26 protein-coding genes and 2 pseudogenes are annotated in these 26401 nt (G+C 66.7%); 17 read left to right on the top strand and 11 right to left on the bottom strand.

The window, feature by feature from the left end; genetic code table 11:
- Positions 1 to 37 precede the first annotated feature (37 nt).
- From ACQY5A_RS13575 to pth, 6 genes and pseudogenes are all read left to right on the top strand, one after another.
- The gene (locus ACQY5A_RS13575; RefSeq protein WP_428340867.1) at positions 38 to 1018 is read left to right on the top strand and encodes a ribose-phosphate diphosphokinase; all 981 of its coding nucleotides are present in this window, start codon (positions 38 to 40) and stop codon (positions 1016 to 1018) included.
- Positions 1019 to 1150, top strand: a pseudogene (locus ACQY5A_RS13570) (glutaredoxin domain-containing protein); the annotation flags it as partial.
- 38 nt (positions 1151 to 1188) lie between these two features.
- Positions 1189 to 1839 carry an LpqN/LpqT family lipoprotein gene (locus tag ACQY5A_RS13565; protein ID WP_428340866.1) on the top strand — a complete coding sequence of 217 codons (651 nt, stop codon included), beginning with the start codon at positions 1189 to 1191 and terminating at the stop codon, positions 1837 to 1839.
- 40 nt (positions 1840 to 1879) lie between these two features.
- Positions 1880 to 2746, top strand: coding sequence for an oxidoreductase (locus ACQY5A_RS13560; protein WP_428340865.1), 867 nt, complete (start codon positions 1880 to 1882; stop codon positions 2744 to 2746).
- 128 nt (positions 2747 to 2874) lie between these two features.
- Positions 2875 to 3543, top strand: coding sequence for a 50S ribosomal protein L25/general stress protein Ctc (locus ACQY5A_RS13555; RefSeq protein WP_428340864.1), 669 nt, complete (start codon positions 2875 to 2877; stop codon positions 3541 to 3543).
- A gap of 3 nt (positions 3544 to 3546) precedes the next feature.
- Positions 3547 to 4122, top strand: coding sequence for an aminoacyl-tRNA hydrolase (pth, locus tag ACQY5A_RS13550; protein ID WP_428340863.1), 576 nt, complete (start codon positions 3547 to 3549; stop codon positions 4120 to 4122).
- Between the two features lie 74 nt (positions 4123 to 4196).
- Here the strand turns inward: pth and ACQY5A_RS13545 are convergent, their stop codons facing one another.
- The 5 genes and pseudogenes from ACQY5A_RS13545 to ACQY5A_RS13525 all read right to left on the bottom strand — a co-directional run bounded on the left by ACQY5A_RS13545 (position 4197) and on the right by ACQY5A_RS13525 (position 10132).
- On the bottom strand, positions 4197 to 5831 hold the full coding sequence (locus tag ACQY5A_RS13545) for a fatty acyl-AMP ligase (protein WP_428340862.1): 1635 nt from the start codon (positions 5829 to 5831) through the stop codon (positions 4197 to 4199).
- Between the two features lie 300 nt (positions 5832 to 6131).
- Positions 6132 to 7088, bottom strand: coding sequence for a 4-(cytidine 5'-diphospho)-2-C-methyl-D-erythritol kinase (locus ACQY5A_RS13540; protein WP_428340861.1), 957 nt, complete (start codon positions 7086 to 7088; stop codon positions 6132 to 6134).
- A gap of 23 nt (positions 7089 to 7111) precedes the next feature.
- Entirely contained in the window at positions 7112 to 8056 is a 945-nt protein-coding gene (rsmA, locus tag ACQY5A_RS13535; protein WP_428340860.1) for a 16S rRNA (adenine(1518)-N(6)/adenine(1519)-N(6))-dimethyltransferase RsmA, read from the bottom strand.
- Positions 8020 to 9147: a transglycosylase family protein gene (locus ACQY5A_RS13530; RefSeq protein WP_428340859.1), complete on the bottom strand. Its 1128-nt coding sequence runs from the start codon at positions 9145 to 9147 to the stop codon at positions 8020 to 8022. The genes rsmA and ACQY5A_RS13530 overlap by 37 nt, the downstream gene beginning before the upstream one ends.
- A 102-nt stretch (positions 9148 to 9249) precedes the next feature.
- A pseudogene (locus tag ACQY5A_RS13525) lies at positions 9250 to 10132 on the bottom strand (TatD family hydrolase).
- A 32-nt stretch (positions 10133 to 10164) separates the two neighbouring features.
- Here ACQY5A_RS13525 and metG point away from each other — a divergent pair.
- Positions 10165 to 11706 carry a methionine--tRNA ligase gene (gene metG, locus ACQY5A_RS13520; protein WP_428340858.1) on the top strand — a complete coding sequence of 514 codons (1542 nt, stop codon included), beginning with the start codon at positions 10165 to 10167 and terminating at the stop codon, positions 11704 to 11706.
- Here the strand turns inward: metG and ACQY5A_RS13515 are convergent.
- Positions 11703 to 12053, bottom strand: a complete 351-nt coding sequence (locus ACQY5A_RS13515) for a hypothetical protein (protein WP_428340857.1) — start codon at positions 12051 to 12053, stop codon at positions 11703 to 11705. The genes metG and ACQY5A_RS13515 overlap by 4 nt on opposite strands.
- A 13-nt stretch (positions 12054 to 12066) precedes the next feature.
- Positions 12067 to 12531 carry a DUF1772 domain-containing protein gene (locus ACQY5A_RS13510; protein ID WP_428340856.1) on the bottom strand — a complete coding sequence of 155 codons (465 nt, stop codon included), beginning with the start codon at positions 12529 to 12531 and terminating at the stop codon, positions 12067 to 12069.
- Positions 12532 to 12628: 97 nt separating this feature from the next.
- On the opposite strand from ACQY5A_RS13510, the gene ACQY5A_RS13505 reads away from it, so the two are divergent.
- The 4 genes from ACQY5A_RS13505 (at position 12629) to ACQY5A_RS13490 (ending at position 16653) form a co-directional block, all read left to right on the top strand.
- A complete protein-coding gene (locus ACQY5A_RS13505; RefSeq protein WP_428340855.1) occupies positions 12629 to 13207 on the top strand; it encodes a TetR/AcrR family transcriptional regulator in 579 nt (192 codons plus the stop codon).
- Positions 13208 to 13282: 75 nt separating this feature from the next.
- A complete protein-coding gene (locus ACQY5A_RS13500; RefSeq protein WP_428340854.1) occupies positions 13283 to 14458 on the top strand; it encodes an NAD(P)/FAD-dependent oxidoreductase in 1176 nt (391 codons plus the stop codon).
- Positions 14455 to 15357: an RNA polymerase sigma-70 factor gene (locus tag ACQY5A_RS13495; protein WP_428340853.1), complete on the top strand. Its 903-nt coding sequence runs from the start codon at positions 14455 to 14457 to the stop codon at positions 15355 to 15357. Before ACQY5A_RS13500 ends, ACQY5A_RS13495 begins: the two co-directional genes overlap by 4 nt.
- A 21-nt stretch (positions 15358 to 15378) precedes the next feature.
- A complete protein-coding gene (locus ACQY5A_RS13490; RefSeq protein WP_428340852.1) occupies positions 15379 to 16653 on the top strand; it encodes an aminodeoxychorismate synthase component I in 1275 nt (424 codons plus the stop codon).
- Here the strand turns inward: ACQY5A_RS13490 and rsmI are convergent.
- Positions 16609 to 17445 carry a 16S rRNA (cytidine(1402)-2'-O)-methyltransferase gene (gene rsmI, locus ACQY5A_RS13485; RefSeq protein WP_428340851.1) on the bottom strand — a complete coding sequence of 279 codons (837 nt, stop codon included), beginning with the start codon at positions 17443 to 17445 and terminating at the stop codon, positions 16609 to 16611. The two genes, ACQY5A_RS13490 and rsmI, sit on opposite strands and share 45 nt — an antisense overlap.
- Positions 17446 to 17469: 24 nt before the next feature.
- Between rsmI and ACQY5A_RS13480 the strand changes: the two genes are divergently transcribed.
- From ACQY5A_RS13480 to ACQY5A_RS13465, 4 genes are all read left to right on the top strand, one after another.
- Positions 17470 to 19029, top strand: a complete 1560-nt coding sequence (locus ACQY5A_RS13480; RefSeq protein WP_428340850.1) for a dolichyl-phosphate-mannose--protein mannosyltransferase — start codon at positions 17470 to 17472, stop codon at positions 19027 to 19029.
- A 104-nt stretch (positions 19030 to 19133) separates the two neighbouring features.
- The gene (locus ACQY5A_RS13475; RefSeq protein ID WP_428340849.1) at positions 19134 to 19574 is read left to right on the top strand and encodes a hypothetical protein; all 441 of its coding nucleotides are present in this window, start codon (positions 19134 to 19136) and stop codon (positions 19572 to 19574) included.
- A 390-nt stretch (positions 19575 to 19964) separates the two neighbouring features.
- On the top strand, positions 19965 to 20405 hold the full coding sequence (gene soxR, locus ACQY5A_RS13470) for a redox-sensitive transcriptional activator SoxR (RefSeq protein ID WP_428340848.1): 441 nt from the start codon (positions 19965 to 19967) through the stop codon (positions 20403 to 20405).
- 40 nt (positions 20406 to 20445) lie between these two features.
- Positions 20446 to 21042: an alpha-ketoglutarate-dependent dioxygenase AlkB gene (locus ACQY5A_RS13465; protein ID WP_428340847.1), complete on the top strand. Its 597-nt coding sequence runs from the start codon at positions 20446 to 20448 to the stop codon at positions 21040 to 21042.
- 3 nt (positions 21043 to 21045) lie between these two features.
- On the opposite strand, the gene ACQY5A_RS13460 is transcribed toward ACQY5A_RS13465, so the two are convergent.
- The 3 genes from ACQY5A_RS13460 to ACQY5A_RS13450 are packed head-to-tail and all read right to left on the bottom strand — an operon-like array spanning position 21046 to position 23386.
- Positions 21046 to 21702 carry a DUF5642 family protein gene (locus ACQY5A_RS13460; protein ID WP_428340846.1) on the bottom strand — a complete coding sequence of 219 codons (657 nt, stop codon included), beginning with the start codon at positions 21700 to 21702 and terminating at the stop codon, positions 21046 to 21048.
- A gap of 24 nt (positions 21703 to 21726) precedes the next feature.
- The gene (locus ACQY5A_RS13455; protein ID WP_428340845.1) at positions 21727 to 22389 is read right to left on the bottom strand and encodes a DUF5642 family protein; all 663 of its coding nucleotides are present in this window, start codon (positions 22387 to 22389) and stop codon (positions 21727 to 21729) included.
- A gap of 1 nt (position 22390) precedes the next feature.
- Positions 22391 to 23386: a GNAT family N-acetyltransferase gene (locus ACQY5A_RS13450; RefSeq protein WP_428340844.1), complete on the bottom strand. Its 996-nt coding sequence runs from the start codon at positions 23384 to 23386 to the stop codon at positions 22391 to 22393.
- Between the two features lie 91 nt (positions 23387 to 23477).
- Between ACQY5A_RS13450 and ACQY5A_RS13445 the strand changes: the two genes are divergently transcribed.
- Positions 23478 to 24236, top strand: coding sequence for a methyltransferase domain-containing protein (locus ACQY5A_RS13445; RefSeq protein ID WP_428340843.1), 759 nt, complete (start codon positions 23478 to 23480; stop codon positions 24234 to 24236).
- Between the two features lie 283 nt (positions 24237 to 24519).
- Positions 24520 to 26400, top strand: coding sequence for a putative bifunctional diguanylate cyclase/phosphodiesterase (locus ACQY5A_RS13440; protein WP_428340842.1), 1881 nt, complete (start codon positions 24520 to 24522; stop codon positions 26398 to 26400).
- The last annotated feature ends 1 nt before the right edge of the window (position 26401 follow it).

The following is a 26401-nucleotide window of genomic DNA, read 5'->3' as shown; positions in this document are numbered from 1 at the left end:
AAACGAGCCATCCGACCCGAACCAGCGAGGGCAGCCCGTGAGCTACGACTGGACCGATAACCGCAAGAATCTGATGCTCTTCTCGGGTCGCGCACACCCGGAACTGGCCGAACAGGTCGCCAAGGAGCTCGACGTCCACGTCACCGCGCAGACCGCGCGGGAATTCGCCAACGGCGAGATCTTCGTCCGCTTCAACGAGTCGGTCCGCGGCTGTGACGCCTTCGTGCTGCAGTCGGCCCCGGCGCCGGTCAACGACTGGTTGATGGAATCGCTGATCATGATCGACGCGCTCAAGCGGGGCAGCGCCAAGCGGATCACCGCGGTCTGGCCGTTCTACCCGTACGCGCGGCAGGACAAGAAGCACCGCGGCCGCGAACCGATCTCGGCCCGGCTGGTCGCCGATCTGCTCAAGACCGCCGGCGCCGACCGGATCGTGACCGTGGACCTGCACACCGATCAGATCCAGGGGTTCTTCGACGGGCCCGTCGACCACATGCGCGGGCAGAACCTGCTGACCGGCTACATCGGGGACAACTACCCGGACGGCAACATGGTGGTGGTCTCCCCCGACTCCGGGCGGGTGCGGATCGCCGAGAAATGGGCCGACGCGCTGGGCGGCGTACCGCTGGCCTTCATTCACAAGACCCGCGACCCGCGGGTGCCCAACCAAGTGGTGTCCAACCGCGTGGTGGGCGAGGTCGCCGGGAAAACCTGCGTGCTGATCGACGACATGATCGACACCGGCGGCACCATCGCCGGCGCGGTGAAGCTGCTGCACAACGACGGCGCCAAGGACGTGGTCATCGCGGCCACCCACGGGGTGCTGTCCGACCCGGCGGCGGAGCGCCTGGCGGCCTGTGGTGCCCGCGAAGTCATCGTCACCAACACGCTGCCGATCGGTGAGGAGAAGCGGTTCCCGCAACTCACCGTGCTGTCCATCGCCCCGCTACTGGCGAGCACCATCCGCGCGGTATTTGAAAACGGTTCCGTCACAGGGCTGTTCGACGGAGACGCCTAGATGGCACCTGGCACCGTCATATACCACAGCCCCCGGTGCAGCACGTCACGCAAAACCCTGGAGTTGTTGCGCGCCTTCGGGATCGACCCCGAAGTGGTGGAATACCTCAAGACACCGCCGTTGCGCGCCGAGCGGCTGGCCCGTCCGGTCGACACCGTCCGCGAGGTCTTGTGAGGCAGGCGCCACGATGCGCCGCCGCGCTGGTGATCTGTGCGGTGGCGGCGGCCGGATGCGGGTCGAAAAGCCCTGACTACCAGTCGATTTGGTCGACCACACCGACGACCACCAGTGCGGCGCCGACCGAGCGGCCGATCCCGTTCTCGCAGTACCTGGAAAGCAACGGGGTATCCGGTTCACCGGTCGAGCCGGGCTCGTTGACCGACCTGACGGTGTCGATTCCAACGCCCAAAGGCTGGCAGCGGATCAACCGGCCGAACATCCCGAACACCACGGACCTGATCGCCCGCGCGGACGCCTTTCCCAACGCCATGCTGATCGTGTTCAGGCTGGGCGGCGATTTCAATGCCACGGACTTGGTCAAGCACGGCAATGACGACGCCCGGCTCGCGGATAACTTCAAACAGCTCGAGTCGTCCGAAGCCGACTTCCACGGCTTCCCGTCGTCCATGGTCGAGGGCAGCTACAAGCTCGGCGACCAGCGGCTGCACACCATCAATCGGATCGTGATCGCCCACGGTTCTGGCGAAGACGCCGACCGGTATCTCATTCAGCTCGCGGTCACCAGCCTGGCCGACAAGGCCGTCGCCGACGCGGTCGACATCGAGACGATCATCCACGGCTTCACGGTCGCCGCCAAGTAGACCCGGCTGCGAGCCCGGTCAGCGGATTACTGTGGATGCCATGACGTCGTGGACCGCCGCAGACCTGCCCTCATTCGCCGGACGTGCCGTCATCGTGACCGGAGCCAACAGCGGGCTGGGCGCGGTGACGGCCCGCGAACTGGCCCGCGTCGGCGCCAACGTGATCTTGGCCGTCCGTAACGCCGGCCGGGGCGAAGCCGCCGCCCGGGAGATGACCGGCGACATCGAAGTGCGTCAGCTCGACCTGCAGGACTTGGCCTCGGTGCGCCAGTTCGCCGACGGGGTCTCCTCCGTCGACATTCTGGTGAACAACGCCGGCATCATGGCGGTACCGCATGCCGTCACCTCGGACGGGTTCGAAAGCCAGATCGGCACCAACCACCTCGGCCACTTCGCCCTGACCAACCTGCTGCTGCCCAAAATCACCGACCGGGTGGTCACGGTGTCGTCGTTGATGCACTACATGGGCTACGTCAGCCTGCGGGACCTGAACTGGACGTCGCGGCCCTACTCGCCCTGGGTGGCCTACGGCCAGTCCAAAATGGCCAACCTGCTGTTCACCGGCGAGCTGCAACGACGGCTGCAGGCGGCCGGCTCAAAGCTGCGGGCGGTGGCCGCCCACCCCGGCTACTCGCACACCAACCTGCAGGGGCATTCCGGCCGCAAGGTCGACAACGTGCTGTTGTCGGTGGGCAACCGGTTGGCCAGCGACGCCGACTTCGGCGCCCGGCAAACGCTGTACGCGATCTCCCAGGACGTCGCAGGTAACAGCTTCATCGGACCGGCATTCGGCATGTTCGGCCGCACCAAGCCGGTCGGCCGCAGCCCGCTGGCCAAACGTGACGGCACCGCCGGTCGGCTGTGGGAGCTCTCCGAGCGTCTGACGGACACCAAATTTCCGCTCTGAGGTGCTGATGCGCTAGCCTGACCAGGCGTCACGGCGAGGGTGGCTTGTGCGAGCCACCGTTATCGACGGGGACCGACTGACAGTCGCGATCCTGGCCGTGCCCCGGAATCTCACACAGGAGCGACATCATGGCTAGAGCCGCGAACAAACTTCCCGTATCGGTTCGGACCGAGACCGGCAAGGGCGCATCCCGACGGGCGCGCCGCGAAGGCCGAATCCCCGCCGTCCTCTACGGCCACGGCGCCGAGCCCCAGCACCTGGAGCTGCCCGGACGCGACTTCGCCGCCGTGCTGCGGCACTCCGGCACGAACGCGGTGCTCACCCTGGATATCGAGGGGACCGAGCAGCTCGCGCTGACCAAGGCGCTCGACATTCACCCGATCCGGCGCAGCATCACACACGCCGACCTGCTGGTCGTCCGCCGCGGCGAGAAGGTGACCGTCGACGTCAACGTCGAGATCGAAGGCGACGCCGTCCCCGGCACCCTGGTCACCCAGGAGACCAACACCATCTTGATCGAGGCCGACGCGTTGTCGATCCCGCAGTCGTTGACCGTGTCGGTCGAGGGCGCTGAGGCGGGCACCCAATTCACCGCCGGCCAGATCACGCTGCCGGCAGGCGTCAACCTGATCGCCGACCCGGACAGCCTGGTCGTCAACGTCGTGGTCGCACCGACTGAAGAGGACCTCGAGAGCGAAGGTGCCGGCGAGGCAGTCGAGGGCGAGCAGCCCGCCGACGAGGACGCCGAAGGCGACGGCGACGGCGAGGGTTCCGAAGCCGAGTCCGAATCCGACTAGGCCGTGGCCGGCCCACGATTGGTGGTGGGTCTGGGCAACCCCGGACCGAACTATGCGCAGACGCGGCACAACCTGGGGTTCATGGTCGCCGACCGGCTCGCCGCCCGGCTGGGCTCGAACTTCAAGGTGCACAAGCGTTCCGGTGCAGAGATTGCCACCGGACGGCTCGGCGGACGTTCGGTCGTGCTGGCCAAGCCGCGCTGCTATATGAACGAGTCTGGCCGCCAGGTGGGTCCGTTGGCCAAGTTCTACTCGGTGCCGGCCGCTGACGTCGTGATCATTCACGACGAGCTCGACATCGACTTCGGCCAGATCAGGCTGAAGCTCGGTGGCGGCGAGGGTGGCCACAACGGGTTGCGCTCGGTCGCAAATGCGCTCGGCACCAAAGACTTTCAGCGGGTGCGAATCGGGATCGGGCGCCCACCCGGACGCAAGGACCCGGCGGCGTTCGTGCTGGAGAATTTCAACACGGCCGAACGGCCCGAGGTGCCGACGGTCTGCGAGCAAGCGGCCGACGCGACCGAACTACTGATCGAGCTCGGCCTCGAGCCGGCCCAGAACCGGGTACACGCCTGGTAGGTCGTGGCCGCGAGCAGACCTAAAATCGCATGCCTGGCGCCGAAGTCGTGCGATTCTGCGTCTGCTCGGCGAAATTAGGTGACCAGCGTGACCGAGTTCGCCCGGCGCAGCTTGCCCGACGACGTCTTCGGGATGGTGCCCGGGCCGAGCACCACGACGTTGCGCGGCCGCACGTCGACCTCGGTGACGACCTCGTGGGCAACCTGGTGCTCGATACGGCGCACCTCTGCGGGGTCCTGGTAAGCGTTGGACTCGACCGCGACCGCGAAGGTTTCGCGGGAGTGCCCGGCGTCCAGTCGGACCGCGACGGCGCAGCCGATGCGCACACCCTCGACGCGCCCGGCGGCGCGCTCGATGTCGGTCGGGTAGATGTTGCGGCCGGCCATGATGATGACGTCCTTGACGCGGCCACACACCACGACGTGACCGTTCTCCATCTGGTAGCCCAAGTCGCCGGTGTCGTACCAGCCGTGTTCGTCCTGGGCGGGCAGGAATCCGCCCATGGTGAGGTAACCGGGCGTGACGCATTCGCCGCGCAGTTCGATGACGCCGACACCGCGAGGAGGCATCACCTCGCCGTTCTCGTCGACGACGCGGGCCTCGAGATCCTTGAGTAGCGGACCGAGCGACGCCAGCCGCCGGGTGTTGCCCTTGGTCGAGGGGACCGCGCGGCGCAGCGCTGCCAGCAGGTCGGCGTCCACCTCGTCGACGACCAGCCCGGCGTTGCACTCCGAGAACGACACTGCCAGCGTGGTCTCCGCCATGCCGTAGGCGGGCAGGATGGCCGACGGCTCAAGCCCGAACGGCTTGCCCGCGTCCAGCAGGTCCTCGACATCGGCGGGGTCGACCGGCTCGGCGCCGGACAGCGCAAACCGCAGCGTCGACAGGTCGTACTGACCGGGTTCGGCTTGCTTGCGCAGCCGCTTGGCGAACAGCGCGTAGGCGAAGTTGGGCGCCGCGGTCATGGTGCCCTGGTACTTGTCGATGAGCTTGGCCCACAGCAGGGTGTCGCGCAGGAAGTCCATCGGCGTGACCTTGACCAATTCGGCGCCGAAGTACATCGGGATGGTCAGGAATCCGACCATGCCCATGTCGTGGAAGCAGGGCAGCCAGCTGACCATGACGTCCTTATCGACGTCGTACTCGGCGCCGATGAACATGGCCTCGGCGTTGGAGTAGATGTTGCGGTGGGTGATCTGGACGGCTTTGGGAGACCCGGTCGATCCGCTCGTCAACTGCATCAGCGCCAGGTCGTCTTCGCCGGTCTCGAGCGGGTCGATCGGCTCGCCCTCGAGCAGGTCGCTGATCTTCAGTACTTTGATGCCCTTTTCTTCGAGCACCGGAATGGCGATGAGAAACGGCTCGGAGACGATGACGGCGTTCGCCTCGATCATCGCGATCACATTCATGGTGTCCTCGGCCCAGACCGCAAGGTCGGTGCGCGGGGTGGGCTGGTGCAGCATGGTCAGGCTGGCGCCGCGCATCCAGAGCGCTTGGGCCATCGGAGCGATCTCCACCGGGAACCCGGCCAGCACGCCGACAGCGTCACCGTGGCCGACGCCCGCGGCGGCCAGTCCACCGGCGATGCGGCGGGCCCGCTCGTGGACTTCCAGCCAGGTGTGCCGGACGGGCTCGTGCGGCTCGCCGGTGACTATGCCCCGCGTGCTCTGGTGAGCATTGCGGAACATGTTCTCGGTAAACCTGCTCACGATTGCCTCCTCGGTGCCGGCGCCATCGCCCGGCTTTCAATGTTGCTCCTGCTCAAGCACACAGTGGGATAGCCGCGCGCCCACAATTGGGCAGCGATTTCATCTCGAATCGGTGGCGACGCCATCTCCATGCGCAACGTCGGCCGGCCGCTGATGACACGCCCGCCGATGTCAAAGGCGGGCGACTGAATCAGCCTCGTTGCTTGACCGGAAATCATCACCGCGCCATATCTTAAACTCCTCTTAGAGAAGTGCCAAACTGTGGGGCGGAATCGGCGCTGCTCGCGTGGTCATGCTCTGTCATGCCCTATCGGCAGGCGCGGGCACCAACCGGGCGCCGTGCACCGGGCCGCTGGCAACGCGGACCGTCCGACACACACCGGCTCCGGTGAGTTCGGTGCCTACGTCGACGGCCGAGGACGCTGACCGGCACAGGAAGGCACATGTCGGCCCGGAGCCCGACACGATGCCCGCAAGTGCGCCGGCCTCGACGCCGGCCCGCAGGACCCGGCGCAACGCCGGCTTCATACTGAGCGCGGCCGGCTGCAATTCATTACCCAGTAGCGGCGCGAGCCGCTCGGGGTCACCGGCGGCCAGGGCGGCCACCACCGGCTCGGGGTCGTCGAGCCGCGGCGGTGCCCCGACCTCTCTGAGCCGGTCGAGTTCGCGGAACACCGTGCGCGTGGACAAGCCGCCTTCGGCGAATGCGAGGACCCAATGAAAAGTGTTGCGGGCCAATACCGTGGCGAGCTCCTCGCCGCGGCCGGTACCCAACGCGGTGCCGCCGTGCAAGGCGAAGGGAACGTCGCTGCCGAGCTTCGCGGCCAGCGTGTGCAGATCGCGGCGGGGGACGCCGAGTTCCCACAGCGAGTTGAGCGCGACGAGAACGGCCGCCGCATCGGCACTACCGCCGCCCATTCCGCCGGCCACCGGAATGCTCTTGTCGATCGTGATCGACACATCCGGTGCGCGACCGACGTGCTCGGCCATCAGTTCTGCCGCCTGCCAGGCCAGGTTGCGCTCGTCGAGGGGAAGCTGCCCGGCGCCCTCGCCGGTGATCTTCAGCGACAGCACGTCAGCGTCGCGCACCGTGACTTCGTCCACCAGGGACACGGCATGAAACAGCGTTGTGAGCTCGTGATATCCGCTGTCCATCAGGTCCCCGACGGCCAGATAGAGATTGATCTTGCCGGGCGTCCGGACCCTCACCGACCCAGTGGGCACCCACTGCGCAGCGATGCTCGGATCCGTTGGCACCGAACGAGACTATCGCCCGTGGGTCAGCTCGCGTGCCGTGCGGATGTGCCGCCGCCCCGCGGTCCGGCGTCGCCGACCTTGCCCGACCGTTGGTAGAGCCGGACGAATTCGTCGACGGTCAGTGTCTCGCCGCGCCGCGCCGGGTCGATACTCGCCGCGAGCAGCCGACTCGCAGATTCATTGCCGGAGCCCGCCCACTCGACGAACGCATTGCGAGATGTTTTGCGACGCTGGGCAAATGCAATGTCGATGAGCTTGAACACGTTCTGGCGGAACTTCGCGTCGGTCGGCCACGACGGGTTGGCGTGCCGGTCGATGCGCACCAGCCCGGAGTACACCCGCGGGATAGGCCAGAACACCGTCGGTGACACCGTGCCGTGCCGGCGGACCTGCCCGTGGAAGCGGACCTTGACGCTGGGCACGCCGTACTCCTTACCGCCCGGTTCGGCTGCGAGTCGCTCAGCGACCTCAGCCTGCACCATCACCATTACCGTTCGCAGCGACGGGAATTCGCCGAGCAGATGCAAAATGGCCGGAACCGCGACGTTGTACGGCAGATTGGCCACCACCGCGGTGGGTTCGGAGGCCAGGTCGGCGGGACCGATGGACAGCACGTCGCGGTTGATCACGTCGAGTCGCTGGAGCTCGCTATTGGCATGCTCGGACACCGTCTGCGGTAACCGCTCCGCCAGCACCGGGTCGATCTCGACGGCGCTGACCGTACAGCCGCGGTCCAGCAGTGCGAGGGTGAGCGAGCCGAGGCCGGGGCCGACTTCCAGGACGTGGTCGTTGCGGTTGATCCCGGAGGCCGTCACGATCCGCCGCACGGTGTTGGCGTCGTGAACAAAGTTCTGCCCCAACGATTTACGCGGCCGCAATTCGAGTTCCTTAGCCAACCGTCGGATTTCGGTCCGCCCAAGTAACTGGATGGTCAGCGCGCACCCGCTCGTCCACTGCAGACCGGCCACGCTCCCCAGCCCTGACGGGCGCGGGTGACCTCGGCGACGGCGATCTGCTCTTCCCGGCTGGCCATGTCGGCGCGCGGCGCGAACCGCAGACCGCCGTTGCGCTCCCAGGTGCTCTGATCGAACTGCACCCCGCCGTAGTAACCGTTGCCGGAATTGATCGCCCAGTTGCCACCGGCTTCACAGCGCGAAATCGCGTCCCAGATCTCACCGTTGCCAACGTTGGGCACGTCGGTGCCCGGCTTGGTGCCGACCCGCACGACCGCATCGCGGGCGGGCGTGATGACGTGGCTGGCCACCGGCAGGCGACCCGTCTCGATGCCGTTGACCTTGGACACCGCGTAGGTCATGTCCTGTGAGCCCGCGGCACCCTTGTCCTCGACGATCTCTTTGCTCTTGTTCAGCTGCGGGTCTTCGATCCGGTGCCGCGGCGGGTCCAGCGGCACCCGCTCGGTGATCTTCTCGATCCGGTTGCGGATGACCTGGATGTGCATGCCGTCGATCACCGGCGCGACCGCGCCCGGTGTGACCTGGTCGCTCTGTTCCAGCGGCACGCCGAGGCCGCCCAGCAGATCGCCGACCCGGGCCGCGGCCAGATGCACATTGCGCACCACGCCGCCGTCGTCGACCTCGACGCTCTTGGCGCTGACCACGGGCAAGGCCATGCCGGCCAGCGGGACACGGCTGCCACGCGAGGCCGCGGCCGGTGCCGTGTCGGTCATCGCCAGCTGGGCCAGGGCCTCGTCGACCGTGGAGGCAGTGGTCCAGACCTGCTTGGTGTTCTGGCCGTCCAGTGAAATCTGCAGCGGCCGGCTGCGCCTCAGCACGATGTTGGCAGCGTTGGACACTCGCTCACCGGCCGTCGGGTACAGGTCGTCGCGGTCGCTGACGGTGAACCCGTTTTCGGAGATGATGTCAATCACCCGCGACTTCATCGTCGTTACGTTGATGGCGGTGCCGTCGACGCTGAGCGTCACGGTCTTGTAGTCGGCCACCGCGAAGGCACCGGCGAAGGCCAAGACCAGCAGAAGGCCCGCAACCAGGAAGCGCAAAGCCGGGGAGGGAGCCTGATGGAGTTTCGTAATCACATTCAACGCAGCGTGTATCCCGACCTCAACAACACCATGGGTAACAAGTAATGGGGCCTCACGAGTGCCGCCACCGTTCGATAACAAGAAGGTAACGAAGTCCTACGGTTAGAGCAACTCGGCCCTGGGTACATCAACCGTTCTTTGACGCTCTTGCCCCAACCGGTAGGCCCTGCGCGCGTTGCCGGTGGTGATCTCGGCCAACTCCTCAGCCGGCTGGTCGAGCAGCTCGGCCAGCGCCCGCACGGTGTAGGGCAGGCAGTACGGCTCGTTGGGCGCGCCCCGGTACGGGTGCGGCGTCAGGAACGGCGCGTCGGTCTCCACCAGCAGTTGCGCCGTCGGGACCAGCGGGACGGCGTCGCGCAGCTCGCGGGCGTTGCGGAAGCTGACCGTTCCAGACAGGCTGACCAGCCACCCGGCGTCGACGCAGGCGCGCGCCAACGCCTCCCCTGACGAGAAGCAGTGGAAGATCACAGTGTCCGGCGCGCCCTCGGTCCGCAGCACGTCGAGCACGTCGGTGTCGGCGTCACGGTTGTGGATCATCAGCGGTTTGCCGGTCCGCTTGGCCAGGTCGATGTGCCACGCGAAGGCCTCCCGCTGCACGGCCGGGTCGGCGCAGCCCTCCAGCTTTCCCGGCCAGTACAGGTCGATGCCGGTCTCCCCGATCGCCACCACCCGCGGGTGCGTCCGCCAGCCGCTCGATCTCGGCCCGGGCGGCCTCGGTCAGCGCGTCGGCACGGGTGGGGTGCAGTGCCACCGCGGCGTAGACACGTGGATCCCACTCGGCGGCCTGCGTCGCCCAGCGCGCCGATGCCAGGTCGTCGGCGATGGTGACCACCGCCGTCACGCCGACCGCCGCAGCACGATCGACGATCGCGTGCACGTCGTCCGCGTCCTTCGCCCCGCAGGCGTCGAGGTGGGTGTGCGCATCGATCAGCGGGCTCAACCGTTGCGGTGCCGGTGGCGGCTGACGTTTGGAGCTCACGCGCACACCATAGAGCGCGGCAAATAGGGTGAGGGGCGATGAACCCGTACTACGTCACCACCGCGATCACATACCCCAACGGCGATCCGCACGTCGGGCACGCCTACGAGTACATCGCCACCGACGCGATCGCCCGGTTCAAGCGGCTCGACGGCTTCGACGTCCGCTTTCTGACCGGCACCGACGAGCACGGCCTCAAGATGGTCGAGACCGCCGCCGCCGAGGGTATTCCGACCGCCGAACTGGCCCAGCGCAACTCCGATGTGTTCCAGCGCCTGCAGAAGAAGCTGAACATCTCCTTCGACCGGTTCATCCGTACCACCGATGCCGACCACCACGAGGCGTCCAAGGAGATCTGGCGGGGGATGCAGGCCGCGGGCGATATTTACCTCGACACCTATTCGGGCTGGTACTCGGTGCGCGACGAACGGTTCTTCGTAGAATCGGAGACGACGCTCGTCGACGGCAACCGGATCGCGGTCGAGACCGGCACCCCGGTGACCTGGACCGAGGAGCAGACCTACTTCTTCCGACTGTCCGCATATGCCGAGAAATTGTTGGCTCACTACGACGCCAACCCCGACTTCATCGCTCCCGAGGTGCGGCGCAACGAGGTGGTCAGCTTCGTCTCGGGCGGTCTGCGCGACCTGTCCATCTCGCGCACCTCGTTCGACTGGGGCGTGAAAGTTCCCGAGCATCCCGACCACGTGATGTACGTCTGGGTCGACGCGCTCACCAACTATCTGACCGGTGTCGGCTATCCAGACACCGAATCCGAACTGTTCCAACGCTATTGGCCGGCCGACTTGCACATGATCGGAAAGGACATCATCCGATTCCACACCGTCTACTGGCCGGCCTTTCTCATGTCGGCCGAAATCGACTTGCCGCGAAGGGTTTTCGCACACGGCTTCCTGCTCAACAAGGGCGAGAAGATGAGCAAGTCGGTGGGCAACATCGTCGACCCCGACACCCTGATCGACACGTTCGGCACCGACCAGGTGCGCTATTTCCTGCTGCGCGAAGTCCCGTTCGGCCAAGACGGCAGCTACAGCGAACACGCGATCATCACCCGGATCAACGCCGACCTGGCCAACGAGTTCGGCAACCTGGCCCAGCGATCGTTGTCCATGGTGGCCAAGAATCTCGGCGGCGTCGTACCGACTCCCGGTGAATTCAGCGCCGAGGACCGCGAACTGCTCGCCTGCGCCGACGGTCTGCTCGATCGAGTCCGCGCCGAATTCGACAACCAGGCAATGCATCTCGCATTGGAAGCGATCTGGCTCATGCTCGGCGCGGCCAACCGGTACTTCTCGGCGCAGGAGCCGTGGGTATTGCGCAAGAGCGACTCCGAGGCAGACCAGACACGCTTCGCGACCGTGCTCTACACGACCTGCGAGGCGGTGCGAATCGCGGCGCTGCTGGTTGCGCCGGTAATGCCGGAGTCGGCCGGCAAGCTACTCGACCTGCTCGGTCAATCGCCGGAGCAGCGTAGCTTTGCCGCCGTCGGTTCCCGGCTGCAGCCGGGAACCGCACTCCCGGCACCCACCGGCGTCTTTCCGCGCTACCAGGTCGACTAGGCCAGCCGAATTCGGACAGTGACGCGCCCGTCCGAATCCCGCTCCGCGACAGCATGCCCGGCGCGCTCCGCGCCGTCCAGGGTTAGCGTCACCGGACAGCCGTCACCGAGGAAGTTGCGCCACCAGGTCTTGGCGTCGGGCAGGTTCGCGCCGACCTCGATCTCGTCACCGCGACGGCGGTACGCCACCGGGATGCTGAAGCTCTTCCCCGAACGTCGTCCGGTGTAAGTGATCGTGGTGATGCTGCGTCGCAGTAGCGTGCCGAAACGCGGTGAGGCCGCGAGAGCCTCGACTGGCGCGTTTAAAATCGGAGCGGCTCTCATCAGGAGCCGAGCGAAATTGACCATTTCCGTTGACCTTTCACATCATCAGCGTCGCGCCGAGTGCCGCGACCGCCAAACCTTGTAGGGCCGCGCGGGCCGTGATGACCGCGTCCCAATTCCGTTGCAGCGCCCGGGCATCGACCGGGGGGCCGACGCCATCCGCCGCGGCGGTGAGTTGCCGGTTGATCGGCGCGCTCACCCGCACATAGATCACCAGCCACACGACCAGCAGCACAACAGCGATGCCCGCCACTCCAGCCTGCACCCATCGACCCGATACTGCCGCACATCCCGCACTCGCCACCGCGGCCACCAGGCCGAGGACCCCGGGCACCGGCATCCGCCGATCCCCGTAGCGGTGGATGTTGCCCATCACCGCGAGCAGTGCCCGGTCGTCAACACGGGCCAGCGCCGGCCGTTGCACCATCGCGCAGAACACGTCAGTGCCGTAGACGACCGCGGTGCCGAGCACCGCGATCAATGCGAACACCTGGATGGCCATAAGGCACTCCTCCGCTAGGTGTTAGCGACGCTAAACCCTTAAATCAGTGCGCGTCAATAGCGTCGCTAGGATTTATATCAACGCTAACATCGTCGGCATGGCAATCGAGGATCGCCGAATGCGCGAACGGGCCGCTCGTCGCACGCTGATCACCACGACGGCTCGCAAGCTGGCCGAAGAAGAAGGCTGGGACGCCGTCACCACCCGCCGGTTGTCCGCCGAGATCGAGTACAGCCAACCCGTGCTCTACAAACATTTCGCCGGCATGGAAGGCATCGTTGCGTCGGTCGCCGTCCAGGGTTTCGCCGAATTGGGCGACGCGCTTTCCGCGGCCCGCAGCGGCGCGGCCGACGGCCGGGATGCTCTGGCCCGAGTTGCCCACGCGTTCATCGGTTTTGCCCGCGACAACCAGGCGCTGTTCGATGCGATGTTCACCCGCGCGACAACCGTTCCCTTCGCCGCTGACGACACACCGCCTGAGCTCAACGCGGCCTTTGACGAGTTGCGCGCGGCGGTCGACACGGTCGCCGGTGCCCGGGATCCCGACACCCTGGCCGAGGTGGTGTGGGCAGCGCTGCACGGACTGATCACCCTTGATCGCAGCGGCCGGCTACGTCCCGAATTTCGCGACGCGCGGATCGACATCCTGGTCAACGAGGTGTGCGCTAAGACGTGACTCTGGTCACAGCTCGTCACATCGGCGGCCGCTGCGGTGTCTTGAGGGCAGCACATCCCACGAACAGGAGACACCATGACCGTCCAGCGCACTCACATCGTTGTGATCGGCGGCGGATACGCCGGCACACTGGCCGCCAACCACCTTCGGCTCAATGCCGATGTCGACATCACCGTGGTCAATCCGCGGCCGGTGTTCGTCGAGCGAATCCGCCTGCATCAGCTGGCCGCCGGCAGTGGCAGCGCTGCCGTCGACTACGGGACCCTGCTCGGCGACGGCATCCGACTACTGATCGACAACGCCGAACGGATCGACACGGCAGCGGGCACCGTCGAACTCACGTCCGGCGCGGTGCTGGACTACGACTACCTGATCTACGCCGTCGGCAGCACCGGCGTGGTCCCGAATGCGGTGCCCGGTGCGGCCGAATTCGCCTACCCGATAGCCGAATTCGAGCAAGCCGAGCGACTGCGAGGTGCCCTGGACGAGCTGCATCCCGCCGCACCCGTCATCGTCGTCGGCGCCGGGTTGACCGGCATCGAAACCGCATCCGAACTGGCCGAGCAGGGCCGGTCGGTGACCCTGGTCTGCGGCGGAACACTAGGTCCGTCACTGAGCGGGCCAGGCCGCCGTTCGGTGGCCAAGTGGCTGGACCGCCTCGGTGTGAACGTGCTCGAGACCGCGAGGGTCGCCACGGTCCATCCCGACGGGGTGGTGCTGGATGACGGCGCCGTGCTACGCAGCGCGGTGACGGTCTGGACGGCAGGCTTCGGCGTGCCGGAGCTGGCTGCCCGCAGCGGCCTGCACACCGACACGCTGGGCCGGCTACTCACCGATGAGACACTGACCAGCGTGGACGATGCCCGCATCGTGGCGGCCGGTGACGCCGCTGCGCCGTCGGATCAGCCGCTGCGGATGAGCTGTCAGGCGGCGATCCCGCTGGGTGCCCAGGCCGCCAACACGGTGCTCAGCCGCATCGCCGGCACGCCGCCCGCCGCGATCAACCAGGCGTTCACCGGCCAGTGCATCAGCGTCGGCCGGTCCTACGGCACCATCCAGCTCGCCCGTCCCGACGACACTCCACTGAACCTGGTCGTCGGCGGCCGGACGGCCGCGTCGATCAAGGAAGCGATCTGCAAAGGCACGGTGTGGGGCCTGCGCAAGGAAGCCGCCAAGCCCGGCTGGTATCGCTGGCTCAAGGGCGGCAAGCGGGCACAGCGACTGGCGACCGACGTGGTTCCGGTCCGGTGACCGTCTCCGACGATCACGCCGAACGGTTCATGCTGCTGCGGCCGCTGCTGTTCACCATCGCCTACGAAATCCTAGGCTCGACAACTGAATCCGACGACGTTCTGCAGGACAGCTATTTGCGCTGGGCGGAGGTCGACATCAGCGGCGTGCACGACACCAAGGCCTATCTGGCCCGGTTGGTCACCCGTCAGGCGCTCAACGCCCTGCGGGCGGGTGCCCGCCGCCGGGAGGACTACGTCGGCCCGTGGCTGCCCGAGCCGCTGCTGCTCGACGAGCAGGATCCGTCGGCCGATGTCGTTCTGGCCGAATCGGTTTCGATGGCGATGCTGGTACTGCTGGAAACCCTGGGCCCCGATGAGCGCGCGGTGTTCGTGCTGCGCGAGGTGTTCGGCTTCGACTATGACGAAATCGCTTCCGCGGTCGGCAAATCGGTACCAGCGGTGCGGCAGATCGCGCACCGGTCCCGCGAACACGTACAGGCCAGACGCAAGCGCTTCGCACCGGTCGATCCCGAGCAGAACACCCGGATCGCCACCGAGTTCATGGCGGCCGCGGCCGGCGGCGACGTCCAGGCGGTGATGGCGATGCTGGCCCCAGACGTGGTGTGGACCGCCGACAGCGACGGCAAGGCCAGCGCGGCACGCCGTCCGGTGCTCGGCGCCGACAAGGTCGCCCGGGCGATCGTCGGTCTGATCAGCCGCGGCATGCAGATCCCCGACGTCCGCGCCGAGATGGTGGTCTGCAACGCCGCACCCGCAGTGCTGCTCTACAGGGGAGAAAACTTGGAGGGCGTTTTCACCATCGAGATCATCGACGGCAAGATCAGCAACTTCTACGCGATGCGCAATCCCGACAAGCTGGCGACCGTCACGACCGCACGCAAAATCAGCCGCGGCTGAGATTTCTGCCAAGCTAGGGGCGTGCGCATCGACCGGCTCGGCGATCTGGGCAGCCCCCACCAGGTGCTGCGTGCCGTCGGCGACGCAACGAACCGGCTGGATCTGCCGCCGCCGGCCGCGCTGACCGGCCAGTGGTTCGGCGCGCTGGCCGTCATCGCGCCGAGCCTGTCGGTTCAGCCCGTCGACGCAGCCGAAGCGTTCGACGTACGACCCGGCTCGCACAGCACGACGGTCGGCGGCGGCTGGATCGGCTATCTGTCCTATCCCGATCCGGGTTCCGGCGGGCAGCCCGCGCGGGTACCCGAAGCGGCCGGTGGCTGGACGGATTGCGTGCTGCGCTGCGACCGCGACCGGCAGTGGTGGTACGAGAGCCTGTCCGGCGCCCCGATGCCCGGCTGGTTGGCTCAAGCGCTCACGGAGCCTTTAGCGCCCGGTACCGCGCTGGGCGCTTACCGAATCGACTGGGACGCAGCCGATCGTGCGGCGCATCGCGCCGGGGTGCTGGCCTGCCTGGAGGCCATCCGGGCCGGCGAGGTCTATCAGGCGTGCGTGTGTACCCAATTCACTGGGTCGATCGCCGGGGATCCATTGGACTTCTTCCTCGACGGCGTCGCGCGCACAGCACCGGCCCGGGCGGCGTATGTCGCGGGAACCTGGGGCGCGGTCGCGTCGCTGTCACCGGAGCTGTTCTTGTGTCGCCGTGGCGATCTGGTGACGTCGAGCCCGATCAAAGGCACGCTGCCGCTCTACGATTCCCCGTCGGCGCTGCGTGCGTCGAGCAAGGACGTCGCCGAGAACGTGATGATCGTCGACCTGGTTCGCAATGACCTGGGCCGGGTCGCGGTCACCGGATCGGTCACAGTGCCCGAGCTGCTGGTGGTGCGCCCCGCGCCCGGTGTCTGGCATCTGGTGTCGACGGTGTCGGCGCAGGTCCCCCTCGAGCTGCCGACCTCGGCGCTGCTGGACGCCACCTTCCCGCCGGCCTCCATCACCGGGACACCTAAACTGCGTGCACGAGAAATGATTTTGCGGTGGGAACACTCCAGGCGCGGAGTCTATTGCGGCACAGTAGGTTTGGCATCACCGGTCGCGGGGTGCGAATTGAACGTCGCGATCCGAACGGTGGAGTTCGACGCGATGGGCAACGCGGTGCTGGGCTCCGGCGGTGGGATCACCGCCGACTCCGACCCCGATGCCGAGTGGGAGGAGTGCCTGCACAAGGCCGCCCCGATCATCGGGGCGGGTGCCGCCTCAGCCGCGCGATCGCAGCACCGCGTCGTAGAGCTCACGCCGTGACGCCGCTCCCGGCGTAGCCGCAATCACCTGCGCGCAGGCGTCTTTGACACCCATCCCCTCGTCGACCAGCGCACTCACCTGAGTCACCAGCGTGGGCAGATCGGCCCGCAGCACCGCGCCGGCCAACACGACGGTGATCTCGCCGAGCACGCCGTCGCCCGCCCACGCGGCCAGCTCGGCCAGCGATCCGCGCACCACTTCCTCGTGGGTCTTGGTCAGCTCGCGGCACACCGCGGCCCGGCGATCGCCGCCGAGCTGGTCGACGGCGTCAGCCAAGCAGGCAGCCAGCCGGCGCGGCGATTCGAAGAACACCGCCGTGCGCTGCTCGTCAGCCAGCGACGCCAGCCAACTCCGTCGCGCGGCCTGCTTACGTGGCGCGAAGCCCTCAAAGCAGAACCGCTCCGACGGCAGCCCGGACACCGCCAGCGCGGTCGTCACTGCGGACGGGCCCGGTAGGCACTGCACCGCAATGCCAGCCGCGACGCAGGCCGCGACCAGCCGATGGCCCGGGTCGCTGATCAACGGCATCCCGGCGTCGCTGACCACCAGCACGGTGGCGCCGGCGCTGATCTGCTCGACCAGCGCGGGCACCCGGGCAGCCTCGACGTGGTCGAAGAAGCTGACGACCTTTCCGCCGATTACCACGTCCAGGGCCTTGGTCAGGGTGCGCAGCCGTCGGGTGTCCTCTGCGGCAACGATGTCCGCCGTCCTCAGCGCCGCGATCAGCCGCGCCGACGCGTCGGCCGGCTGGCCCAGCGGCGTGGCGCCCAGCAGCAGTCGGCCGGTTGTCATAGGCCACAGCCTACGATCGACCCGATGACGATCACCGACGACGACGAGCTCCTCGTCGAAGAGGACGCAGTCCCGGTGATCAGCCCGGGCCCGTTGGCGCCGGCGCCCGATTTCGGGCCGGTCGACCGGCTGGAGGGCTGGGTGGTGACCGGCGTCGTCACCGCCTTGGCCGCGTTGACCCGGACGGTGAACCTCGGTTCGCCCACCGACGCCGGAACCCCGATCTTCGACGAGAAGCATTACGCGCCACAGGCCTGGCAGATGCTGCACAACCACGGGGTGGAGGACAACCCCGGTTACGGCCTCGTCGTGCATCCGCCGGTGGGCAAGCAACTGATCGCGATCGGCGAGGCGCTGTTTGGCTACACCGGGCTGGGCTGGCGGTTCAGCGGCGCGGTGCTCGGAACCATCATGGTGGCGTTGGTGGTGCGGATCGTGCGGCGGATCAGCCGCTCGACGCTCGTCGGCGCGATCGCGGGGCTGCTGGTCATCGCCGACGGGGTCAGTTTCGTGGTGGCACGCACCGCGCTGCTCGACGGATTCCTGGCATTCCTGGTGTTGGCCGCGTTCGGCGCGCTGATCGTCGACCGCGATCAGGTCCGGGAACGCCTGCATGTCGCGTTCGCCGAAGGCCGCATCGCCGAGACGGTGTGGGGACCGCGGCTGGGGGTGCGATGGTGGCGGTTCGGCGCCGGCGTGCTACTCGGATTGGCTTGTGGGACGAAGTGGTCCGGGCTGTATTTCGTGGTGTTCTTCGGGTTGATGTCGTTGGCGTTCGACGTGGCGGCCCGCAGACAGTACGGGGTGCTGCGACCGTGGCTGGGCACTGTGCGCCGCGATATGTTCCCAACGGGCTACGCGCTGTTGCTGATTCCGTTCGGGGTCTACCTGGCCAGCTACGCGCCGTGGTTCGCCTCCGAGACGGGCATCGACCGGCACGAGGTCGGCCAGTCGATCGGGACGCAGTCGAATTTCCCACTGCCCGATGCGATTCGCTCGCTGTGGCACTACACCGCCAATGCCTATCACTTCCATGCCGGCCTGACCAATGCTGCGGGCAACTACCACCCCTGGGAATCCAAGCCGTGGGCCTGGCCGATGTCGTTGCGCCCGGTGCTCTATGCCATCGACCAGCAGAACGTACCGGGATGCGGCGCGCAGTCGTGCGTCAAAGCGGTGATGTTGGTTGGCACACCAGCGATGTGGTGGATCTCGGTGCCCGTGCTGGGCTATGCGTGCTGGCGGACACTCGTGCGACGCGACTGGCGATACGCCGTAGTGCTGGTTGGCTACTGCGCCGGTTGGCTGCCGTGGTTCGGCGACATCGATCGCCAGATGTACTTCTTCTACGCCGCGACTATGGCCCCGTTTCTCGCGATGGCGATCGCGCTGGTCCTCGGCGACATCCTCTACTCCCGAGCCGGGCAACGAAACGCGGAGCGTCGCAGCCTAGGGCTCATCGCGGTGTCCTGTTATGTCGCACTGGTATTGACGAACTTTGCCTGGCTGTTCCCGGTGCTCACCGGTCAGCCGATCTCGCAGAACACCTGGAATATGGAGATCTGGCTACCCAGCTGGCGCTAACCCGTCCGCCGCGAAACAGAACCCACGTCTGCAAGATCTCGCTATCCACAACCCCGGCTTCTGGTTGGCGTCGCGGCCGGCGATGACCCAGCATGATCGCGCGCATGGATACCCCGATCGTCGGCAGTGCGGCGGTGGCCGCGACGATCACCGGCCGGGCTGCCGCGGCACTACACGGCGCGAAGTGGGTCGACGAGACTGCCCGGGCAACACGAATAACGAAGCAGGACTTGTTGAGTCTCGTTGATCGCTATCCCGGATCGCGGGGAAACAAAAGCGCACGGTTACTGATCGACGTGATGGATGCCGGCGCGGAATCACCAAGGGAATCCTGGCTGCGGATCGTCCTGATTAAGGGCGGCCTGCCGCGCCCCACCACGCAGATTCGGGTCACCGACGGCCATTGCCTCGCGTACCTCGACATGGGTTGGGAAATCCCAATGATCGCCGTCGAGTACGACGGCGATCACCGTCGAACGTGTCACACGGGCCCTCGCTCGACGTGGCTACACGCCAAAGCCGGGACAGAGAAGCCTGGGTCGTGAGGCGGCGTAATCCACTGTCCTAGATTCTGTTTCGCGCCAGAAGTCAGGCCAAAGCGCACGAGTCGCGCAGTTTCGGCGCGTACGTGACGTCACCGCATTCGCATTCCCACGTCACGTGCCGTCCTCGACCGCACGAACACGGCCGGCTGGCGACGATCATGTGTCCCGGCAGCAGCCAATGGCCCCGCGCACACCGGTAAGGCCGGCTGTCCGTGTACAGGACGAGGTCGTCGTCGGTATCAATAGTCACAACCACCACAGTGACAGCTTCTCGCGACAATGCCATCTCGGTGGCCTGATCGTGATCGTTCGGTGTCCTTTCCCGGGCGTGTCGGTGACCTAGCCAATCGGCCCGCAACGCATCCCGCAACCTCAAGTATTCTTGAGTTCGTGCAGAGCCAGGATCTGCTTCCCGGCGAACTCGCGGTGCGGGCCGGCGTCGCAGTCTCGGCGCTGCACTTCTATGAACGTCAGGGCCTGATCACCAGCGGCCGGACATCGGGCAACCAGCGTCGCTACACCCGCGACACCCTACGGCGGGTGGCGTTCATCAAAATGTCGCAGCGGCTGGGGATTCCACTGGCCCGAGTTCGGGACGCGCTGGCGACGCTGCCCGCCGATCGTGTTCCCACCAGCCGGGATTGGGCCAGGTTGTCTGCCGGATGGCGCTCGGACCTCGACGATCGGATCGTGCATCTGCAGCGGCTGCGCGACAATCTGGCCGACTGCATCGGCTGTGGCTGCCTGAGCCTGCGGGCCTGTGCGCTGTTCAATCCCGACGACGCACTCGGCGCCGAAGGACCGGGACCCGTCCTCCTGCAGTCGCCATGATGCGGTGAGAATCGAACAACTGTGCGATAGAATTGGCGCCGTGGCGATTGAGGTACAGCAGTCGTTGTTCGAGTGCAACGAGCGCCGAACACTGGGCTACGGAGCCTGGATCGACATCCGCTCCGGATGGCTGACCGGCGCCGACGAGTTGCTCGCCGAGCTGCTCGAGGCGATTCCCTGGCGGGCGGAACGCCGCCAAATGTATGACCGCGTGGTGGACGTCCCACGCCTGGTGAGCTTCCACGACCTCACGGTCGAAGAGGCGCCGCACCCACAGTTGGCCCGGATCCGGCGGCGGCTCAACGACATCTACGCCGGCGAGCTCGGCGAGCCGTTCACCACGATGGGTATGTGCTGCTATCGCGACGGCTCCGACAGTGTGGCGTGGCACGGCGACACCATCGGCCGCAGTAGAACTCACGACACCATGGTGGCCATTGTGAGCCTCGGCGCCACCCGCACCTTTGCGATGCGCCCGCGCGGGGGCGGCTCATCGCTACGGCTGCCACAGGCCCACGGCGATCTGTTGGTGATGGGCGGCTCGTGCCAGCGAACCTGGGAGCATTCGGTACCGAAGACGTCGGCTGGCACCGGGCCGCGGGTCAGTATGCAGTTCCGGCCGAGAGACGTCCGCTAGCGATCAGTTCTTGATTGCGGCGACCGATTTCACCAGCAGATCGCGGGCCTGCTTGGTGTCGACGGGCTTTGTCGGTTGCCCCTGTACCAGCACCGGGTTGGCGGTGACGAACACCTGGTATTCACCGAAGTGCGCGGTGTAGTTGTACAACTCACCGCTGCGCGGTTTTCCCTGCACGACGGTCTGCAGTACGCGGTGCACGCCGAGGGTCTGGGTGCCCTCGATCTGCGGCGTGTCGACGACTTCGATGAGGCCGCGCAGCCGGCCACCCTGGAATGCGACCTTCTTGCAGTTCCGCCCGGGCTCGGTGAACGGCACCGGAGCGGACGTCTGCACGGCCATGGCGATGAACCGTCCGCCGTCGCCCTCGGCGGCTACCGCGGCCATGTTTCCCTGCAGACCCGACGGCATGTCCTCGCCGACCACCAACGACGCGCAGTCCGGCGGGTCGAAGGTCAGCCCCGGCGGCAGCTTGTGAGTGGCCAACATCTTGGGATCGATCCCGGTTTTCGCCGTTTCCTTGACTTTGTAGCCGGGCCCGAAGTCGGACTTCACCTGCTTGATTTTGGTGATATCCGCAGCCGGGGGCGCTTCCTGCGATCCCTGGGAGCAGGCCGCCACGAGGCAGACACTCCCGATCGCAACCCCCACCCGCATCATTCGGGCCAATCTAACGCACCGCTGTCAGCCGCGTACGGCTGATACCGTTTTCATCAGCAAGTCGGCGGCGAACTGCCGCGTCAGCGCCGGATTCGGCGATCCGGGATCACTGATCACAGTGGTGAACGCATAGTAGTCACCCAGGTAAGCGGTGAAGGTGCATGCCTGCGAATCGATTTCAGTGCCACCTTCGACCGACGTCACGATGCTCACAGTCATGCCCAATGTTTCGGCGGCATCGATGTGAGGCGCATCGACCAGGTGAATATGGGCGCTGGCCCGCCGGCCGGTCATGCGCCACTGCCGGCACTGTGCGACCAGAGAGCGATCCAGCACCAGCGCGCCGGTCGGCGCCGCGACGACCACCGCGTACACCGCGCCGCCCGGCCCCGATCCCGAAATACCTTGGGCCCGTTGCCCATGACCACCGGCCGGGTCGGCCAGTGCCGCACAGTGCGGCGGGGTTGCGACGCCGGCTCCCCCGAGTCCCCAAATACCTGGTGGCGCAGTCACATTCGCCAGCGGAGCTACCTCGTAGCCGGGTGGCAGGTCGCGCCGCACCCGCCTGATGTTGTCGGGATCGACGTGGCGTGCCGACGCGCCGACCGACGGCGCCGGCGGGGATTCGCCCGGGTGAGCACACCCCGCGAGCAGCAGGAGCGCTGCCGCGGCCGCCGAACGGCGCATGCTAGCTGACGGCCCGAATCACTTGGCGCGCCGTGTGTTTGATCTTGGCGATCATGTCGCGACTCAGCGAGAGATGTGAGTCATCGGGTACGTCGATGACTGTGGTGACCACGCCGACGTCGTCGCGCTGCCAGAACGCGCCGTAGTGGTCCATGATCGTGCGCATCGCCACGTTGTCGGCGAGCATTCGGCCGGAGAATTTCTGCACCCCGGCGACCCGCGCGGCGACGGCCAGGGCGGAAATCAAGAACGAGCCAATTCCACGGCGCTGGTAGGCGTCGGCGACGGTGAACGCGATCTCGGCGACGTCTGGATCATGGTCGTCGCGCACGAAGCGCGCATCGGCGACCGGATTGCCCTCCCGGTCGGTCATCACCCAGACGAAGTGGTCGACGTAGTCGACCTCGGCCAGATAGTCCATCAGCGCCGGACTGGGCACGCGCGCCGACATGAAGCGTCGATACAGCGTCTCCGCGGAGAATCGAACGTGCCCCTGCAGCGTCCGAGCACTGTCGCCGGGCAGCACCGGACGCAGCAACAGGTCCGTGGCGTCGCGGGTCCGCACCGGGATCGGCGTGAGAAACGCCGCAAGCCGCTGGCGGGACACCCGGACCAAATGGGTCATGATCCCGGGAATGTGCACCAATCGTGCGAACGCGTCGCTGTCGCCGACCCACCCGGTCAGCGGCCCGGTGGTGGTCACCGTCGCGGTCCGTGGAATGTGCCGTAGCAGCGCGATCTCGCCGACGATGGTGCCGGCCGCGACATGCTCGACGGTCACCACGTCGTCATCGCCGACGTGGGTGATCTCCGCCGCTCCCGACGCGATCAGCAGGAATGACACCGCCTGCTCGCCCTGGCGCATCAGGACCCGACCCGCCGCGGCGTGCAGTGGTTGCAGGCTGGCCGCGAGGGGCATCAAGTCCTCGGCGGGTCGCCCCTTGAAGATCTCCAGCGTGGCGAGTTCATCGGCGCGCAGTGTGGTCAGTTCGGTCACCTGCCGCCCCTGTCGCCGTTGAAGATGGTGCCAAGGCTATGGGCTGCGAGCATGTTGCAGCAAGGACGCGCGCCCCGGCAGACTCACTCACGTGACCCGCACCGACGATCCGCTGCAGACAACCCGCGACCTGCTCGACCGCGAGGCGAGCCTGCGGCGCGGTTTCCTCGACGTCCTCGGCGAGTCGGTGGCCAGCGAAACCCCCACGCTGGCGCAGATTGCGATGAACAGCCCGCTGGTCGCAACGGTGTATGAACGGCTGTGGCGCCCAGTGGCGTTCTATGTCGCCAGCGGCGTCACCACCGGCGCCGAGCAGCGCCGCGCGGCGGAGGCCCTGGGCCTGTCGGGTGCATCCCGGCTACTCGATATTGCTTGCGGGCCGGGAAATTTCACCGGCAAGCTGGCGGAGCAGCTACCGGTGGGCGGACTCGCGGTTGGGTTGGACATTTCGGTGCCGATGCTGACCCGCGCCGTCCAGGACAACAGCGGCGCCCGTAACTGCTACGTCCGCGGCGACGCCGGAACGCTGCCGTTTGGTGACGAAACCTTCGACGCTGTCTGCTGTTTCGGTGCGCTCTATCTGATGCCCGAACCGTTTCGAGTCGCCCGCGAAATGGTTCGGGTGCTGCGTCCCGGCGGTCGGGTGGCAATCCTGACCAGCTACGCGAGTCGCATAGCGCCGATTCGCTATGCGGCCGAGGCGAGCGCGAAAGCGATCGGGCTACGCCTGTTCGACCGCGACGCGTTCGTCGACCTGTTCGCCGAGTCCGGCCTGGTCGACATCAAGCAGCAGATCCAGCGCAACATGCAATTCGTCACGGCCGGCAAGCCCGGTCAGGCCATCGAGTAGAAGCCTTCGTCGGCACGCGGAATCGCTTGCGCCCCAACGGCGAGCAGTGCGTGCGATTTGAAGACGTGCGCGGCCGCGCTCGGCCGATGCCGTGCGGGTTAAATCAAGCGTTTATTTAGTTAAGAAAGTTGGACTAATCGCTTACCTCGGCAATGGCGATCCTCGCCGTATATAGTTACCCGAACTGCTGCGCTCCGACTTCGAGACTTTTTCACCGACGCCCAATAACTTATCGCGGATACCCCACGCGGCATTTCGAGCTCGCATAGCATCGGAGGAGACGTTGCCGCGCAATCTGGTCACCCGCGTCGCCACCCGATTGATGGAGACGACGGCGTCGACGGTGGCCGACGTCAACGAGCAAGTTCTCGCCGAGCTGGTCGAGCACCTCGATATCGATTGCGCCTTGCTGCGGCACAACGACCACAAAGTCCGGGTCTCGAAGTTGGTCGCGATCTGGCCACCCCGCTGCGACAAATCGACCCCGGATCCGACTGCGGTCGCTCACTTCAGCAGTGCCGACCCGGTTCTGGCGTTGTGCGAGCACGGCAAAAAGCTGACGATCATCCGGCCGGAAGCAAGCGATGCGATCGTCGCGCGCTGGAACGCCGCCGCACAGGAACGCTGGGGTCTGGACACCGCCAAGTTCACGTCCCCGTCGGTGGTTGCGGCGCCGCTGATCTCCGGCGAAGTCACCACCGGGCAGCTGACCTGCGTTAAGTTCAAGAAAAAGAAGTGGCGCACCGACGAACTCAACGCGATCCAGACCGTCGCGTCCTTGCTAGCCCAGCTGCAGGCCCGTATCACCGCCGAAGCGAAGCTCCGCAACCTGGCCGAGCACGACGATCTGACCGGCCTGCACAACCGTCGCGCACTGATGGCTCATCTGTCGGAGCGCCTCGCGGCGGGCAAGCCGGGCCCCGTCCCGGTGCTGTACCTCGACCTCGACCGGCTGAAGTCGATCAACGACTACCTCGGTCATACCGCCGGCGACTGGTACCTCCGGACTTTCGCCGAACAACTTCGGATGAGAGCCGGCGCCAAAAGCATGACGGCCCGCTTGGGCGGCGATGAATTCGTCGTCGTGCCGGATCAGTCGATGTCCATCGAGGCAGCGGAGAAGACCGGCGAAGAACTGTGCGCTGCGCTGCGCGATCGCATGGCGCTCGGCGGCCACGTGATCACCCGCACCGTCAGCGTGGGCGTCGCGGTGGGCGCCCCGGGACGCGACACCACGAGCGACCTGCTGCACCGCGCGGACGAGGCCGTCCTGAGCGCCAAGCGGGCCGGCGGCAACAGCGTGGCGGTCTCCAGCGACGACATGGCGCTGCAGCGCCTGTTCCGCAACGACATCGAGCTGAGCCTGCGCGGCGACATCGACAACGAAGCGTTATTGCTGCACTACCTGCCCGAAGTTGACCTGTGGACCGGGGCGATCGTCGCCGTCGAGGCACTGGTCCGGTGGCGACACCCGACCTGGGGTCTGCTGCTGCCGGAGTCGTTCATCGGCGTGGCCGAATCCGCCAACTTGGGCAACGACCTGGGCCGTTGGGTGATGCGGACGGCAATCGCGGAGTTCAGCCGCTGGCGGTCCCGCGGCGTCGGACAGAACACCACATTGCGCCTCAACGTGTCGCCGGCCCAGCTGATCAACCGAGGTTTCGTCAGCAACGTCGCCGAGACCATCGACGAGTTCGGCCTCGATGGCGGCTCGGTGTGCCTGGAGATCACCGAGCGAGCCGTGGTTCGCGACATCGACACCACCCGCAAGACGCTCGAGGCGCTCAAGGAGGTCGGGGTTCAGATCGCCATCGACGACTTCGGCACCGGTTATGCGGTCTTGTCGCACCTGAAATCGCTGCCAGTCGACATTCTCAAGATCGACACGTCGTTTGTTCGCGACCTGGGCACCAGCAGCCGCGATCTGGCGATCGTGCGGGCCATCATCGGCCTCGCCGAAGCCTTTGACCTGCAGCTGGTGGCCGAAGGTGTGGAGACCCCGGCCGCCGCGCTGACTCTGATGCGGCACGGGTGCCATCGCGCTCAGGGATATCTTTTATCGCGTCCTCTCCCCGGAAACGCCATGGAATCGCTACTCTCATCACGTTGGATGCCAATGCCATTCCTGGCCGATAGCCAGGCACTAACATCGAATACGATCTGAC

Origin of the sequence: Mycobacterium sp. (assembly GCF_965277065.1) — a bacterium.
Classification (GTDB): domain Bacteria; phylum Actinomycetota; class Actinomycetes; order Mycobacteriales; family Mycobacteriaceae; genus Mycobacterium.
Note: the sequence above shows the minus strand (reverse complement) of the source record. Positions and strands in the feature narration are given on the sequence as shown.

Coding starts and splice junctions, on each gene's coding strand:
- ACQY5A_RS13560 (WP_428340865.1), top strand. CDS start 1,880: ATGACGTCGTGGACCGCCGCAGACCTGCCCTCATTCGCCGGACGTGCC.
- ACQY5A_RS13455 (WP_428340845.1), bottom strand. CDS start 22,389: ATGCGCCGTTCGGCGGCCGCGGCAGCGCTCCTGCTGCTCGCGGGGTGT.
- ACQY5A_RS13515 (WP_428340857.1), bottom strand. CDS start 12,053: ATGGTCAATTTCGCTCGGCTCCTGATGAGAGCCGCTCCGATTTTAAAC.
- ACQY5A_RS13480 (WP_428340850.1), top strand. CDS start 17,470: ATGACGATCACCGACGACGACGAGCTCCTCGTCGAAGAGGACGCAGTC.
- ACQY5A_RS13500 (WP_428340854.1), top strand. CDS start 13,283: ATGACCGTCCAGCGCACTCACATCGTTGTGATCGGCGGCGGATACGCC.
- rsmI (WP_428340851.1), bottom strand. CDS start 17,445: ATGACAACCGGCCGACTGCTGCTGGGCGCCACGCCGCTGGGCCAGCCG.
- ACQY5A_RS13475 (WP_428340849.1), top strand. CDS start 19,134: ATGGATACCCCGATCGTCGGCAGTGCGGCGGTGGCCGCGACGATCACC.
- ACQY5A_RS13460 (WP_428340846.1), bottom strand. CDS start 21,702: ATGATGCGGGTGGGGGTTGCGATCGGGAGTGTCTGCCTCGTGGCGGCC.
- ACQY5A_RS13505 (WP_428340855.1), top strand. CDS start 12,629: ATGGCAATCGAGGATCGCCGAATGCGCGAACGGGCCGCTCGTCGCACG.
- metG (WP_428340858.1), top strand. CDS start 10,165: ATGAACCCGTACTACGTCACCACCGCGATCACATACCCCAACGGCGAT.
- ACQY5A_RS13510 (WP_428340856.1), bottom strand. CDS start 12,531: ATGGCCATCCAGGTGTTCGCATTGATCGCGGTGCTCGGCACCGCGGTC.
- ACQY5A_RS13555 (WP_428340864.1), top strand. CDS start 2,875: ATGGCTAGAGCCGCGAACAAACTTCCCGTATCGGTTCGGACCGAGACC.